The organism is Rhizobium bangladeshense (assembly GCF_001662075.1).
In the GTDB taxonomy this organism is placed as follows: Bacteria; Pseudomonadota; Alphaproteobacteria; order Rhizobiales; family Rhizobiaceae; genus Rhizobium; species Rhizobium bangladeshense_B.
The window spans coordinates 455,200-470,229 of the sequence record NZ_LYPL01000003.1 but is presented as its reverse complement, the minus strand read 5'-3'; the positions used below and the strand labels follow the sequence as shown (position 1 = coordinate 470,229).

At 60.9% G+C, this 15,030-nt stretch carries 13 protein-coding genes and 1 other RNA gene; 12 read left to right on the top strand and 2 right to left on the bottom strand.

From position 1 onward, the window contains the following. Positions 1-286: 286 nt before the first annotated feature. Both A7X77_RS09820 and A7X77_RS09815 read right to left on the bottom strand, forming a co-directional pair. Positions 287-922 carry a LysE family translocator gene (locus A7X77_RS09820; RefSeq protein WP_010030885.1) on the bottom strand — a complete coding sequence of 212 codons (636 nt, stop codon included), beginning with the start codon at positions 920-922 and terminating at the stop codon, positions 287-289. Between the two features lie 57 nt (positions 923-979). Beyond that, positions 980-2,191: a pyrophosphate--fructose-6-phosphate 1-phosphotransferase gene (locus A7X77_RS09815; protein WP_064682733.1), complete on the bottom strand. Its 1,212-nt coding sequence runs from the start codon at positions 2,189-2,191 to the stop codon at positions 980-982. 481 nt (positions 2,192-2,672) lie between these two features. On the opposite strand from A7X77_RS09815, the gene A7X77_RS09810 reads away from it, so the two are divergent. The 12 genes from A7X77_RS09810 to A7X77_RS09755 all read left to right on the top strand — a co-directional run bounded on the left by A7X77_RS09810 (position 2,673) and on the right by A7X77_RS09755 (position 15,013). Next, positions 2,673-3,380 carry a J domain-containing protein gene (locus A7X77_RS09810; RefSeq protein WP_064682732.1) on the top strand — a complete coding sequence of 236 codons (708 nt, stop codon included), beginning with the start codon at positions 2,673-2,675 and terminating at the stop codon, positions 3,378-3,380. Then, positions 3,377-4,138: an N-acetylmuramoyl-L-alanine amidase gene (locus A7X77_RS09805; protein WP_064682731.1), complete on the top strand. Its 762-nt coding sequence runs from the start codon at positions 3,377-3,379 to the stop codon at positions 4,136-4,138. The genes A7X77_RS09810 and A7X77_RS09805 overlap by 4 nt, the downstream gene beginning before the upstream one ends. 262 nt (positions 4,139-4,400) lie before the next feature. Continuing rightward, positions 4,401-5,021, top strand: a complete 621-nt coding sequence (locus A7X77_RS09800; protein WP_064682730.1) for a lytic transglycosylase domain-containing protein — start codon at positions 4,401-4,403, stop codon at positions 5,019-5,021. Positions 5,022-5,102: 81 nt separating this feature from the next. Continuing rightward, positions 5,103-6,287, top strand: coding sequence for an NAD(P)/FAD-dependent oxidoreductase (locus A7X77_RS09795; protein ID WP_064682729.1), 1,185 nt, complete (start codon positions 5,103-5,105; stop codon positions 6,285-6,287). An 11-nt stretch (positions 6,288-6,298) separates the two neighbouring features. Then, entirely contained in the window at positions 6,299-7,474 is a 1,176-nt protein-coding gene (locus tag A7X77_RS09790; protein ID WP_064682728.1) for an NAD(P)/FAD-dependent oxidoreductase, read from the top strand. A 51-nt stretch (positions 7,475-7,525) separates the two neighbouring features. Further along, positions 7,526-7,923: RNase P RNA component class A (rnpB, locus tag A7X77_RS09785), an RNA gene on the top strand. Between the two features lie 426 nt (positions 7,924-8,349). Next, positions 8,350-8,787 carry a division/cell wall cluster transcriptional repressor MraZ gene (gene mraZ, locus A7X77_RS09780; protein ID WP_064682764.1) on the top strand — a complete coding sequence of 146 codons (438 nt, stop codon included), beginning with the start codon at positions 8,350-8,352 and terminating at the stop codon, positions 8,785-8,787. Positions 8,788-8,804: 17 nt separating this feature from the next. Beyond that, positions 8,805-9,830: a 16S rRNA (cytosine(1402)-N(4))-methyltransferase RsmH gene (rsmH, locus tag A7X77_RS09775; RefSeq protein ID WP_064682727.1), complete on the top strand. Its 1,026-nt coding sequence runs from the start codon at positions 8,805-8,807 to the stop codon at positions 9,828-9,830. A 1-nt stretch (position 9,831) separates the two neighbouring features. After that, entirely contained in the window at positions 9,832-10,290 is a 459-nt protein-coding gene (ftsL, locus tag A7X77_RS09770) for a cell division protein FtsL (protein WP_064682726.1), read from the top strand. Then, on the top strand, positions 10,290-12,050 hold the full coding sequence (locus A7X77_RS09765; protein WP_064682725.1) for a peptidoglycan D,D-transpeptidase FtsI family protein: 1,761 nt from the start codon (positions 10,290-10,292) through the stop codon (positions 12,048-12,050). Before ftsL ends, A7X77_RS09765 begins: the two co-directional genes overlap by 1 nt. 6 nt (positions 12,051-12,056) lie before the next feature. Continuing rightward, on the top strand, positions 12,057-13,577 hold the full coding sequence (locus A7X77_RS09760) for a UDP-N-acetylmuramoyl-L-alanyl-D-glutamate--2,6-diaminopimelate ligase (RefSeq protein ID WP_064682724.1): 1,521 nt from the start codon (positions 12,057-12,059) through the stop codon (positions 13,575-13,577). Further along, a complete protein-coding gene (locus A7X77_RS09755) occupies positions 13,574-15,013 on the top strand; it encodes a UDP-N-acetylmuramoylalanyl-D-glutamyl-2,6-diaminopimelate--D-alanyl-D-alanine ligase (protein ID WP_064682723.1) in 1,440 nt (479 codons plus the stop codon). Before A7X77_RS09760 ends, A7X77_RS09755 begins: the two co-directional genes overlap by 4 nt. Positions 15,014-15,030 lie beyond the last annotated feature (17 nt).

The following is a 15,030-nucleotide window of genomic DNA, read 5'->3' as shown; positions in this document are numbered from 1 at the left end:
CTTCAACAGATCCCACTGATCGTCCCGGAGAACTTCACCTTCCATCGCTGACCTCCAAAAGTCAGCGTTGAATCTGATTTGCTCCTCAAACGGAATCCCAATTCGTTAATTTGTCACCACAGCCTAGAGCCTTTCCCGGTCAGATTGCATCACTCTATGGCTCAAAGGGAGTCGGATGGTCGACGGAGGCGATCGGCTCGGACATACCAGGGGATGCCCATTGCCAATCGCCTCTGCCCATGAAAATCTGCTCCGGCAGAATGCTTCAATCTGACCAGGAAAGGCTCTAAGCCGCAATACGGCGATAGCCGGCCGTTACGGCGCCCGCAGCGATCAGCAGGGTGCCGCCGGTTCGGTTTACGGCGCGCTGGACGCTTGCCTTGCGAATCAGTCCGCGCGCCCTATGGGCGAGGAATGCGTAGGCGGAAGCGTTGAGGATCGCCAGCACGAGGAAGGTCGCCTCCATGATCGCCATCTGCCCGAAGAAGGGGAGGGCCGGGTTGAGAAACTGCGGCACGAAGGCGACAAAGAAGACGATGCTCTTCGGATTGAGGGCGGTGACAACGTAGGCGTGGAGGAAAATCCTGAGCGATCTTTCCTCCGGAAGATTGTCGTTATCGGCAACCGGCTCACCGATGACAGGAGCCCGCCAGAGCTTGATTCCGAGCCATATCAGGTAGGCGCCGCCGATCCACTTGAGGACAGTGAAAAGAGTGGCAGAGGCGGCAAGGACGGCGCCGAGGCCGAAGAGTGAAGCCGTCATCGCGGTGAAGTCGCCGAGCGCCACGCCGCTGACGGTAGCAAACGCCATCCTGCGTCCGTGGCCAAGCGCATATGAGACGACGAGCAGTATCGTCGGTCCCGGTATGGCCAGCATAATGGCGGATGCGGCCGCAAAAGCGAGCCAGGCTTCAAACGACATGGTGTCTCCTCCCATTCCTCAGGAACAAGCAAAGACACCTTATTAACCATCCGTCAATCATGCTTCTTTGTATTTCTGGCCTATATTGTCCATGACTTCGGCAAACCATGCCGTCGAAAGGTCAAAAGCCTTCCCGCCCTTGATGCGCGGGAATTCTATAGTGCGCAATTTACCATTCTGCGATTCATCATGGCCGGTGACGCCGGACACTTTATTGAGTGCGCTTTCGACGGCGAGATCGACCATGCTCTGGATCAGCCTGAGGTCTTCGCCGTTTGCCGGCGCCGAGCGGGCGAAATAGCCTGATTTCTGCACGAGTGAACGCTCGGCGTTCAAGAGGCTGGCGAACTGCTTCTGGAACCACGCACCGACGTTGATCGTGTCGATCTTCACATGGCCGAAGGCATCACGTTTGACGGTCTCGCCGGCGGCTTCGCGCTCGGCGACAATCGCGTCGAGGCAAGCGCCTTCCGACACGAAGACGGTGGCATGGCCGGTGCGATCCATAACCTCCTTCAGCCGGGCGGCCTCGGCATCGAGATCGAACGCCATTTCGGGCAGATAGACCGCGTCGATACCTTTCAGCTGCGCATCCATCATTAGACCGTCGACATATTGATTGCGGCTGGTGCGCTGGAGATAGGCCCGGGCGGTGGCGGCCGTCAGCCAACCGCAATGGCGTCCCATGACCTCATGGATGACGAGAGTGCGGGGGGCGGCGGTCTGCTCGTTGCCGACATTATCGAAGAAATGGGCGCCAACCTCGGCGGCCGTCCAGGCGCCCAGCGACTGGCGGATCGGCACGACATCGTTGTCGACGGTCTTCGGCAAGCCGACGACGGTCAGATCGTAGCCGTTGGCGGCGAGGTAGGCCGCAAGGTCGGCGGCTGTGGTGTTGGTGTCGTCGCCGCCGATCGTGTGGAGAATGGTGATGCCGTCATCGGCAAGGCGTTCGGCGGCGACCCTCAGTGGGTTCTCGCCTTCCTTGACGAGGCCGCGCTTGACGCAGTCGGCGGCGTTGGTGAGCTTGACACGGCTGTTCCCGATCGGCGAGCCGCCATAGCGGTGCAGCAGTGGCGCCTTTTCCCGCATCTGACGGGTAATCTCGATGCTGTCGCCGAGGAGTACGCCCTGGTAGCCGGACTTATAGGCGACGATATCGAGTTCAGGGGCAACGTCGCTATAGCGTTCGATGAGGCCGCCGACAGCGGAGGAAAGACAGGGTGCGAGGCCTCCGGCGGTCAGCATTGCAACTTTCTGCTTGGCCATGATTCCTCCTATGGCGTTTCGATGCGGCGGCGCTGGCTAAGGCTCGTCGCATCGAACTTCGTTTATGCGATGCGTTTGCCCGTTGTATGTGCATGCCGTGCCCCCGGTGCCGCCGTAGATTTCCGGGGCGCATGCATCAGCGCATGGATGCGGCAGGGAAGGGGGCCTGTAAAGTAAAGAATTTGCGAAAAATGCAGCCTTCTTCCGCTTTGCGGCCCGAAGGGTTGATATAATCGTTTGAAGCCCGACACGCGGACCGAGAACTGTTGTGGAAATTGCGGCGCCGCGTCGCGCGCCTGTCAAAAGGACGCGGCGGTGCGCGCCTTCCCTCAATCGAAAGGGGTGAATCGTTTGCTGCGGTGCGACAATTACTAAATCGTGAAAACTGTGTTCGCGCCTAGGACCAATCGTCGCCTTGCAAAGGCTACGATTATTTGATCAAGCTGTTTGCTTATAAGTTGACAAGTACGCGAGATTTTCAATGTCCTTCTGGGAAAAACTGGTGAATGCCATTGGCAATACTGCGGGCAATGCGCTGTCCGCGGTGGTCGAGGCCATCCGCACGGTTTTCGAAGGCGATCCGGAGACACGGCGGAAGGTCGCTTTCTCGGTAGCGATCATCGCGCTTTCGGCGAAGATGGCCAAAGCCGACGGCATCGTCAGCGAGAGGGAGGTCGAGGCTTTCCGGGAAATCTTCGAGTTTCCGCAGGATCAAGCGAAGAACGTCGCCAGACTTTATAATCTCGCGCGTCAGGATGTTGCCGGCTATGAGGCCTATGCCGAACGTCTCTCCGCGCTCTGCATTACCTGTGCGGCCAATTGCACGGTGCTGGAAGACGTGCTCGACGGCCTCTTCCATATCGCCAAGGCTGACGGGCTGATTCACGAAAAGGAATTGAATTTCCTCAGTCACATCGGCGTGATCTTCCAGATGAGCGAGACCCGCTTCGAGCAGATCGCCGCCCGCCATGTCTCGTCCGGCGGCGATCCCTACAAGGTGCTCGGCGTGTCGCCTTCTGACGATTTTCCGACGATCCGCCGCCGTTACCGCGGCCTCGTCAGCGAACATCATCCCGATCGACTGATCTCGCGCGGCGTGCCGAAGGAATTCCATGTGATTGCCAATGAGCGCATGGCGGCACTCAACGCAGCCTATGCGGCCATCGAGAAGGAACGCCGGGCCGCATGACCTCCTTCGAGGCGGATTACGCGGAAGCTCGCGTCCGGCCCTCGCCCAATCACGGGGAGCGGACGGACGGGCGTCGCCCGGATATGATCTTGCTGCACTATACCGGCATGCCGACGCCGGATGGCGCGCTTGACTGGCTCTGTTGCGCCGAAAGCCAGGTCTCCAGCCATTACTTCGTGCATGAGAATGGCGAGGTCATCCAACTTGTGCCGGAGAGCAGGCGGGCGTGGCATGCCGGGAAGAGCAGCTGGCACGGCGAGAGCGATATCAATTCGCTGTCGATCGGCATCGAGATCGCCAACGCCGGCCATCCCGGCGGCCTTCCCGACTATCCGAAAGAGCAGATCGCGGCGGTGATCGAATTGTGTCGGGACTGTGTCAAACGTTGGTCGATCGCGCCGGAACGGGTGCTTGCGCATTCAGATGTCGCCCCGATTCGCAAGGTCGATCCGGGTGAAAAGTTCCCCTGGGCGGAGCTCCACCGGGCGGGCATCGGGCACTGGGTCGAGCCGGCAACGATCACCGGCGGACGCTTCTTCCAGCGCGGTGATGCCGGCCAACCCGTCGAAGCACTGCAGTCGATGCTGTCGCTCTATGGTTACGGCACTGAAATCACGGGGCAATTTTCAGAAAAAACGGCAGGCGACGTGGAAGCTTTCCAGCGGCATTTTCGGCCCGAACGGATAGATGGCATCGCCGATTTCTCGACGATCGACACGTTGCACCGGCTACTGTCGGCCTTGCCGCGTTATTCCTGATTCCTCGACAATTACTGAAACGCCGAGTTTCGCACTGCAGCGCGAAATTCGGCCTGCCACATCATTTCCCTATTATCTCCTCATTGCGATGGTCTAAGAACCTCCGCCAAGCGGTACTCGGGGTTGTTTTCGAGTTAAACCACGGGCGCTATGTGAAACTATAAGAATTGCCGCGAATCCAGATCGGTCATTGATCTGGTATTCATTGTGACAGCGAGGCGCGCCGTCCGGAAATTCTTTGGGTCGGAGTGTTCAAGACTACATGAGAAAACTGATTGTTGTTGCTGCAACATGCGTTGGCATGGTGCTGGCCGGAAATAGCTTTGCCTTTGCGAATGATTGGGGTGTGCGAGCTGATGCGCCGGTGAAGAAAGTCGAGCGTCCTTCGAAGAAGACGGAGCGTCCGTTGAAGAAAGCGGAGCGTTCGGTCAAGCCGGCGAAGCGTCCGCTCAAGACGGCGGAACGCACACTGAAGACGGTCGAGCGCCAGAGCGGTTATCCCGTCGCTAATGTTTCCGGCAATTCCTATTCCGCACTGATCAGCAAATATGCGAACCAATATGATGTACCGGTTGCGCTTGCGACCGCTGTCATCCGTATCGAAAGCAATTTCAATCCGAATGCGCGCGGCAGCCGCGGTGAAATCGGCCTGATGCAGATAAAGCCTGCAACTGCCCGCATGATGGGCTATTCCGGCAGCGCCAAGGGCCTGTTCGATCCGGAAACCAACATCAAGTACGGCATGAAATATCTGGCTGCCGCTCATGATCTCGGTGGTGGCGAGACCTGCAACACCATCCTCAAATACAATGCCGGTCATGGCGCCACGCGCATGAACCCGGTGTCCAAGTCCTATTGCGGCAAGGTTCTCGCAATGCTCTGAGCCTGTAGCGCTTATCCCTGACAAGAGCTGGATGATTCAAGATGATTGCCATGGTATCGCTGGAATTTAGCGAGGTGGGATATGGCAGTCGATTTCAGGTTCATCATCATCGGACGCGGCATGATGGGTGCCGCGGCTTCCCGGCATCTCTCTTCAATGGCCGACGGTATTGCGCTGATCGGTCCGCGAGAGCCGGCTCAGCGCAAATCGCATGAGGGCGTCTTCGCCAGCCATTACGACGAGGCGCGCATCACCCGGACATTCGACGGCAATCTGGCCTGGGGAAGTTTCGCCGCCCGCGCGCTCGACCGCTATCGTGCGATCGAGGCAAGGAGCGGCATTTCCTTCTTTTCGGAAGTCGGCTGCCTCTTTGCAGCCCCTGAGAAAAGCGAGCAGGATTACATCGATCGGGCGTTGACCGTCAGCCGGACGCTCGGCAGCGAGATCGAGACCATCGCATCGGCGCAACTTCCAGGCCGCTTCCCTTTTCTTGCGGTCGATCCTGATTTTCGCGGCTATTTCGAACGCAAGCGCGCCGGCTATATCAATCCGCGAGCGCTCGTGCGCGCCCAGGCGATGCTCGCGGAACAGGGTGGCGTTACGCTGATCGAGGCAACCGCGACATCCGTGCGCGACACCGGTGCCCATGTCGAGGTGACGGTCGACGGAAGGCGCTATAGCGCCGAGAGGGTGCTGGTCGCGGCTGGCGGCTTCAGCAATTTCCATGCGCTGCTGCCGCGTCCCGTCGATACCAAGGTGATGGCGCGCACGGTCGTCTTCTATGAAATCGGTGAGCGCGAAATGGCGGTCTTCGGCGACATGCCGTCGACGATCGTGCTCGGCGACCGCGAAGAGGATCACATTTATATTCTCCCGCCGGTGCGTTATCCGGACGGAAAAATCTATCTGAAGCTCGGCGGCGATACCGAGACGCTTTCCATCGATCGGCTGGAGGATGCCGGTGCGTGGTTTCGTTCCGACGGCAGCGCTGCCGAGCGCGATCATCTTTGCCGCATCGCCCTGCAACTAATGCCAGCACTTGCAGGCTGCCCGGTGACATCAGGGCCGTGCGTGGCGAATTTCACTCCGACCGGTTATCCTTATGCGGGGTTCACGCAGTCGCCGCGCATCGCGGTGCTGACCGGCGGCAATTTCGTCGCCGCCAAATCCTCCGACGAACTTGGACGATTGGGCGCGGTGCTTCTGACCGAAGGGCGGCTTGGCGACTCGGATTTCGGCGGCGAACTGACGCCGGTCTTTGCCTGAAAGGGAGCATCATGGCAGTCGATTTCAAATATATCGTCGTCGGCCGCGGGTTGATGGGGGCGGCAGCCGCGCGGCATCTGGCGCGCCAAGTGGATGGCGTGGCGGTGATCGGCCCGGACGAGCCAGCCGACCACAAGGCGCATCAGGGCGTCTTCGCCAGCCATTACGACGAGGGGCGCATCACCCGCACCATCGACCCCAACGGCAACTGGGCTCTGCTCGCCAACCGCTCGATCGGCCGTTATGGCGAGATCGCTCGCGACAGCGGCATCGATTTTTATCGCGAGGTCGGCTGCGTCGTCGCCGCGCCCGGTGGAAGCGAATACATCGAGGAGACGCGACAGGCCGCCGTTTCGCTTAGCGTCGAAACCAGCCTTCTCGACCAGGCGGGGCTGAAGGCCGCCTTTCCTTTCTTTGCCTTTCCCAATGACTGCGCCGGGGTTTTCGAGGCGAGGGGCGCCGGACATATCAGCCCGCGCAAGCTGGTCAAGGCGCAGTCGCTGCTGGCGGAAAAGGCGGGTGCCGCCGTCATCCGCGACCATGCCGTTTCCATTCGCGAGGAGGGTGGCTCGGCTGTCGTCAGAACTGCCGGTGGCCTGACCTATCGCGCTGACAAGCTGCTGCTCGCCGCGGGCGGATTTTCCATTGCGGAGAATCTGTTGCCGCGTCCCGTTGCAATGACGGTTTATGGCCGGACGGTCACGCTTTTCGAGGTGAGCGAGGCGGATGCCGAGCGTCTTGCGACCATGCCGTCGCTCATTCTCGATATGCCCGGCATCCATATCTATCTGCTGCCGCCGATCCGTTATCCCGACGGCAAATTCTATCTGAAGATCGGCGGTGATCCGGACGATCTGGTGCTCGGCGACGAGGCAGAAATGCGCGCCTGGTTCAGAACGGAGGGACGCGAAACCGTGCGGACGCATCTTCACCGCATCGCTGCCGACTTGGTGCCCGATCTGGCGCCGCTTGCGATTTCGACGGCTGCCTGCGTGGTGTCCTATACGAAAAGCGGCTACCCGATGATCGGCTACACCTCGTCGCCTGCCATTGCCGTGCTGACGGGCTGTGCCGGCACGTCGGCCAAGAGTTCGGACGAAATCGGACGGCTCGGGGCGGAGCTGCTTTTGTCGGGCAGGATCAGCCAGCAGGGCTATTCCACGGATTTTACACCGCAATTTTCCTGAAACTATCATTTTTTATGGAAATTGCGCTCTCTCTCGTTTATGTGAGCCCTGCCAGTTGGCCGGGCAGCCGCGCTTTATCAATGCCGAAAGGCGGTAAGGTGAGGAAAGTCCGGGCTCCACGGAGACACGGTGCCGGATAACGTCCGGCGAGGGCGACCTCAGGGAAAGTGCCACAGAAAGCAAACCGCCTGTCATGACAGGTAAGGGTGAAAGGGTGGGGTAAGAGCCCACCGCATTTCCGGCAACGGATATGGCACGGTAAACCCCACCGGGAGCAAGACCGAATAGGGATGACGCGGCGGGCCGAAAGGCCTTCCGGCCGGTTTCCAGGCCAGTCATCCGGGTGGGTTGCGCGAGGCAGCGTGCGAACGCTGTCCCAGAGGAATGGCTGCCACGTTCCGGTTCACGCCGGAGCCATACAGAACCCGGCTTACAGGCCAACTGGCGATAAACTTTCGTGGCGCGAATATCTCCGATTTGACGAATCACTTCCAGGTAAGTCGCTGAAATCGACAGTTTTCAAGCGAATGCTCATACAATCCTCCGCGCGAAAATTGTTTTTGCGAAAGCACCGTCGCGCGTCTCTTGCGGGAGGGTGATCCTAACCCTTTGTTAAACTTAACGGCTTATAAATTTTTGATCATGCGTCTATTGCAAAACAGGCGTATCCCATTGACGCCCATATGGTCCCATGCTATCCCAAACTCGCACTGCACCAGGGCAATCACCTGCCCATTCATCGCAAAGCAAAGGCGTCTTCCTTTCCGGAAGCGTCGGAGGGGTTTTTGCTCATCCGGCTTGCGAAGCTGTGCCTGATATTGGGAGTTTCGGGCGTCTTTTGGTCCGGATCCCTGCGGGAACGGATGTTTCGTGTGATGAGCCGCTTCCTTTCGAATGCGACCAACAGGATCGATGCCAAGGGCAGGGTTTCCGTGCCTTCGGCGTTTCGTTCCGTGCTGGCGCAGCGCAATGTCCAGGAGCTTTATTGTTTTCAGGACTTTGTGTTTCCGGCGATCAGCGTCGGCGGTCCGGATCTTCTCGAAAGATTCGAACGGCAGATTGCTGCGGAGGATCCGTTTTCGCCGGATGCGAACGAGATGTCGCTTCTGATTCACGGAGGCGGGGTCTTCATGCGGCTCGATGCCGAGGGCCGGCTGATGGTCACGGATTTCATCCGCGGCTTCACCGGTATTTCGGACGAAGTGACCTTCGTCGGTCGGGCGGATCATTTTCAGCTCTGGCAGCCGCAGGCTTTTATGGCTGCGCAGGCGCAGGCACGAGGGGAGCGCAAGCTGGCGGGCAAGCGTTCCTGAAAGAGCGAGGGAACGGAATGGCGGCGAATCCTGGCGGAGGTTCAACTGATGCCGGTGGCGGACCGGTTCGTCACATTCCGGTTCTTCTCGACGAGGTCCTCGCGGCGCTGGCGCCGGCGCCCGGCAAGCTCATCCTCGACGGTACATTCGGTGCAGGCGGCTACACCTCGGCCATTCTTGCCGCCGGCGCCGAGGTGATTGCGCTCGACCGCGATCCGACGGCGATTGCGGCGGGCCAGGCGATGGTTGCCGCCCATGGTGGCCGTCTCAAGCTCGTTCATTCACAGTTCTCGCATCTGGCCGATCATGCGCCGAAAGGCGGCCTCGACGGCGTCGTGCTCGATATCGGCGTTTCCTCGATGCAGATCGACGAGGCCGAGCGCGGCTTCTCCTTTCAGAAGAGCGGACCGCTCGACATGCGCATGTCGGCGACAGGTGTTTCCGCCGCCGACGTCGTCAACCGTGCCAAGGTCGCCGATCTCATCCGCATTTTCCATTTTCTCGGCGAGGAGAGCCAGGCGCCGCGCATCGCGCATGCGATCGAGAAGCGCCGCGCCGAAAAACCATTCGAGACGACACGCGATCTCGCCGGCCTCATCGAACTGGTCACGCCGCGCAAGATGAAAGACAGAATCCATCCGGCGACGCGCGTCTTTCAGGCGCTTCGCATCTTCGTCAATGATGAGCTCGCCGAACTCGCGCAGGCATTGTTTGCGGCGGAAACGGTGTTGAAGCCCGGTGGGAGGCTCGTCGTCGTCACCTTCCATTCGCTCGAAGACCGCATCGTCAAGAAGTTCTTTTCCGACCGCGCCGGCAAGGCGTCGGGTTCGCGGCACCTGCCGGCCGCACATGAGCGGGCGGCAACCTTTGCGGCTGTGGGCAAGTCGATGGTGTCGGCAAGCGAGGCGGAGGCTGAGGCCAATCCGCGCGCCCGCTCGGCCAAGCTGCGCGCCGGCCGAAGAACGGACGCCGCCGCCGAGGCTGCGGATATGTCGCTCTTCGGTTTTCCCAATCTTGCCAGCCTTGGAAAGCTTGGAGGTTGATATGCTGAAAACGTTCGATCTCGTGCTCATCGGCGTCATGACGGCAACTGCCGCCGTCACCTACACGATCAAGCACCGCGCCGAATTGAAGCTCGAAGAGGTCCATCGCCTCGAAGCCGAGATCAAGCTCGAGGAGGATACGATCGACCTTCTCAAGGCCGACTGGGCGCTGCAATCACAGCCGAACCGTCTGGAGCGGCTGGTCAAGGCCTATGAGGGCGAACTGCAGCTGCAGCCGACGGATTCGACGGCGCTGGTGCATGCCAAGGAATTGCCGATGTTGAAATCCGAGGTTCCCGTGCCTGACGTGACGGAGGCCAAAGCCGGCGCCAAGGGCGCGACCTTAGCCAGCGCCAAGGGCGTGCCGGGCGCCGTCAAGGCCCAGCCGGTTCCAATGCCCGCGCCGCGCGGCGAGGCAGAGGATAATGCAGACCAGATCGAAACGGGGTCGGTGGAATAATGTCGTTTCTTTCCCGCATCATGGTCTTGAAGAGCCAGGCGCATTTCTCCGCCGGCGTCTATAACCGGTTCGGTGGTCCGTCCCCCGCCGGCCTGGCGATCGAGGGGTCGCGCAAGAAGAAATCAGGACAGGCAAAAAGCCGCGTCGGCCTGCTGATCCTTGGCTTCATGGGCGTCTATGTCGTCATCGGCGGCCGTCTCGTCGAATATGCGATGAAGGATCAGGAGGTCGTCTCCAGCATCCTGCCGCCCGATCGGCTGATGGCGTCGCGTCCCGACATTCTCGACCGCAACGGCGAGGTGCTGGCGACCGATATCCGCACCGTCTCGCTGTTTGCCGAACCCAACAAGATCGTCGATGCCGACGAGGCGGTCGAGAAGCTTGCAACGGTTCTGCCCGAGCTCGACGTTCGGGATACCTATAAAAAGCTCTCGGTCAAAACCTCGCATTTCGCCTGGCTACGCCGGCAGCTGACGCCGAAACAGCAGAGCCAGATCCTGGCGCTTGGCATTCCCGGCATCGGCTTCCGGCCGGAGAAGCGCCGCTTCTATCCGGGCGGCCCGACCGCCGCGCATATCCTCGGTTACGTCAACATCGACAACCGCGGCGTTGCCGGCATGGAGAAGTTCATCGACGATCAGGGGCTCGCCGATCTCGCCTCGGTCGGCATGACCAGCGACCAGCCGCTCGAGCCGGTGCGGCTTTCGATCGACCTGCGCGTGCAGAACATCGTCCGGGACGCTGTGGTCAACGCCGTCAACAATTTTCAGGCCAAGGGTGCGGGTGCAGCTGTCATCGACGTGCATACCGGAGAAGTGCTGGGCATGGCATCGGCGCCGGATTTTGATCCGAACGATCCGCAGGAAGGGGCCAAGGAGGGTTGGCTCAACCGGATGACCAACGGCACTTTCGAAATGGGCTCGACCTTCAAGACCTTTTCGCTGGCGATGGCGCTCGACAGCGGCAAGGTGAAGATGACCGACAGTTTCGATGCCAGCAAGTCGATCTATATCGGCGGCTTCACGATCCACGATTTTCACGGGCAGCGCCGCTGGCTGACCGTGCCTGAGATTTTCCAGTATTCGTCGAATATCGGCACGGCGCGCGTCATCGACATCGTCGGCATCGATTCGCAGAAGGACTATCTGACCAAGCTCGGCCTGCTGACGAAAATGCAGACCGAATTGCCGGAAGTGAAGATGCCGAGCCAGCCGCGCGTCTGGAAGAAGATCAATTCGATCACGATTTCCTTCGGTCACGGGGTTTCGACGACGGCACTGCAGACGGGGGTGGCGGCGGCGGCTCTCGTCAACGGCGGCAAGCTGATCGAGCCGACATTCCTACCGCGCACACGCGAACAGGCCGATCAGATCGCCACGCAGGTCCTCAAGAAGTCGACCAGCGACGCAGTTCGCTATCTGCTTGATTTCAACGGCTACAAGGGCTCGGGGCGCGTGGCCCGCGTGCCCGGTTTTGCCGTCGGCAGCAAGACCGGCACTGCCGACAAGGTGGTGAACGGGCGTTATTCCTCGACGCTGAATTTCAATTCCTTCATCGCCGCCTTCCCGATCGACAATCCCCAATATGCCGTGATCACCTTCTGCGACGAGCCGAAGACCGGCGAGAAACAATATGGCGGAACGCTGTCCGCCGGTACCGCCGGTCCGATTGCCCGTGATATCATCCGCCGCGCGGCTCCCATTCTCGGCATCGAGCCGAAATTCGGGGAAGGTGGTTCGGCCTTGCTGGTGTCTTATTGAGCGTGAATGAATATCGGCGCCGATTCGCGAGGGGCGGACCGGCTTCAAGAGGGAAAAGTGCATTCGATGAAATTGCGAGACTTGGCCGGAGATCAGTTTCCGGAACTTGAAGCACAGCTCGAAGGCCCGGCAGGCCTGCTTGATATTTCAGGCCTGTCTTCGGACAGCCGTCTTGTGGCGCCGGGCAACGCCTTCGTCGCGGTCGCCGGCACAAAGGCGGATGGCGCGGGCTTCATCGTCGATGCCGCCGGCCGAGGCGCTGCGGTCGCGATTGCCTCCCAGCCGGTCGATGCTTCCATTCCGGTGCTTGCGGTCAAGGAACCGCGCCGCTTCCTTTCGATCGCCGCCGCGCGGTTCTACGGCAGGCAGCCCGAGACCATGGTCGCCGTCACCGGCACGGCGGGCAAGACCTCCGTCGCCTCGTTCACCCGGCAAATCTGGGCGCATGCAGGCCATGCGGCCGCGATGATCGGCACGACGGGCGTGGTTTCGCCGACGCGCAACGAATATGGCGCACTGACGACGCCCGATCCGGTGTCGCTGCACAAGCTCCTGGCCGAACTTGCCGATGAAGGCGTCACGCATGCGTCGATGGAGGCTTCCAGCCACGGTCTCGACCAGAGCCGGCTCGACGGCGTGAAGCTTGCCGCCGCCGCCTTCACCAATCTCGGCCGCGACCACATGGATTACCATCCGACCGTCGAGGCCTATATGGCCGCCAAGATGCGGCTTTTCGATAGGCTGCTGCCGAAGGGTTCGCCAGCGGTGATCTTCGCCGACGATCCGTGGTCGGCGCAGGCGATCAAGGCCGGGGCTGACGCCGGTCACGATGTCCGTACCGTCGGCCGCAAGGGCGAGTACCTCACGCTGAAACGCGTCGAGCATTTCCGCCACAAGCAGACGGCTGAGATCCATATCGGCGACGAGATCTTCGAGGTCGATATTCCGCTGGCCGGCGATTTCCAGGTTGCCAATGCACTGGTCGCCGCGGGCCTTGCCATGTCGACGGGCGTCGAGCCGAAAGTTGCGATGGCCGCGCTCGAGAAACTCGTCGGTGCGTCCGGCCGCCTCGAGCTCGTCGGTCATACCAAGGACGGCGCGCTCGCCTATGTCGATTATGCCCATAAGCCCGATGCGCTGGAAAACGTGTTGAATTCTGTCCGGCCATTCACGACCGGCCGCGTCGTCGTCGTCTTCGGTTGCGGCGGCGACCGCGACCGCGGCAAGCGGCCGATCATGGGCGAAATCGCCTGCCGTCTTGCCGATGTCGTCATCGTCACCGACGACAATCCCCGTTCGGAGGAGCCGGCAGCGATCCGGGCGGCGATCATGGCAGCCGCGCCTTGCGCCTCGGAAATCGCCGACCGCGCCGCTGCCATCCGCGAGGCGGTCGCCATGCTGAAATCGGGCGATACGCTGATCGTTGCCGGCAAGGGACATGAGGAAGGTCAGACGATCGGCGCCGTCACTTTGCCGTTCTCCGATCATGCGGAGGTGCGCAAGGCGTTGGAGGAACTGAAATCGTGAGCTGGCTCTGGAAGACCGACGACATGATCGCAGCGATGGCGGGGCGCCCTTTCGGCACGCTGCCCGAAGGCATCACCGGCATCTCCATCGACAGCCGATCGATCACATCAGGCGAAGCCTTCTTCGCGATCAAGGGTGACCGCGTCGACGGTCACGACTACGCGTCGATGGCGATGGCGAACGGTGCCTCCCTACTTGTCGTCAGCGAGGCAAGGCTCCCCGCCATGGGCCGCCTGACGGTGCCGATGATCGTTGTGGAAGACGTGCTCGCGGCTCTTGGCAAACTTGGCCTTGCCTCGCGCGAGCGTTCGCGGGCCCGGATCATCGCGGTGACGGGTTCGGTCGGCAAGACCACCACCAAAGAAATGCTGCGGCAGGTGCTATCGCCTTCCGGCAAGGTGCACGCGTCTGTTGCCTCCTTCAACAATCATTGGGGCGTTCCCCTGACGCTGGCGCGCATGCCTGACGATACGGACTACGGCGTATTCGAAGTCGGCATGAACCATCCGGGCGAGATCCGGCCGCTGGTGGCGATGATCCGCCCCGATGTCGCCGTCATCACGACGATTGCACCGGCGCATCTCGGAAATTTCAAGAGCATCAAGGAGATCGCCGCCGCCAAGGCGGAGATTTTCGAGGGGCTCGAACCCGGCGGCCATGTCGTGCTCAACCGGGACAACGACCAGTTCAATTTCCTTGACCGCACGGCGCAGTCGCTCGGCATCGAGAATATTCATTCCTTCGGTCAGCATGCCAAGGCGGAGTTCCGGCTCGCGGAATTCAACGGCGCGGACGAGAATTCCACACTGTGGCTGACGATCGGCGGCGAAACGCTGGAGGTCGCGATCGGTGCCCCTGGCCGTCATATTGCCGAAAATGCGCTTGCGGCCCTCGGTGTCGTCACGATCGTCGGCGCAGACCTCCAAAAGGCGATCGCGGACCTTGCGACGCTGAAGCCGGAAAAGGGCAGGGGCAAACGCCACCGGCTCTCGATCGGCGGTGGTAACGGCAGCTTCACGCTGATCGACGAGAGCTACAATGCCAATCCCGCCTCGATGCGGGCGGCGATCGCGCTGCTCGCGGCTGCCGAGCCGACCGGCCGCGGACGCCGTATCGCCGTGCTCGGCGACATGCTCGAAATGGGCGATTATGCCGAGAAGGTTCATGCCGATCTTGCCGGGCCGCTGCTTGCGGCCGGTATCGAGCACGTCTGGCTAGCGGGTGCCGATATGGCTGCGCTGAAAGAATCACTGCCGGAAAGCGTCCATGTCGAGTATCGCGAAAAGACGGACGAATTGATGGATTATATATTGAACTCGGTCGTCCCGGGCGACGTGTTGATGGTGAAATCGTCTCTGGGCATCGGTTTCGGCAAGATCGTCGCCGCGCTTCTTGACAAGTTCCCGGCATTTTCCGACACGCAACGCGAACTTTGACCGGGTAACAAGGGGCC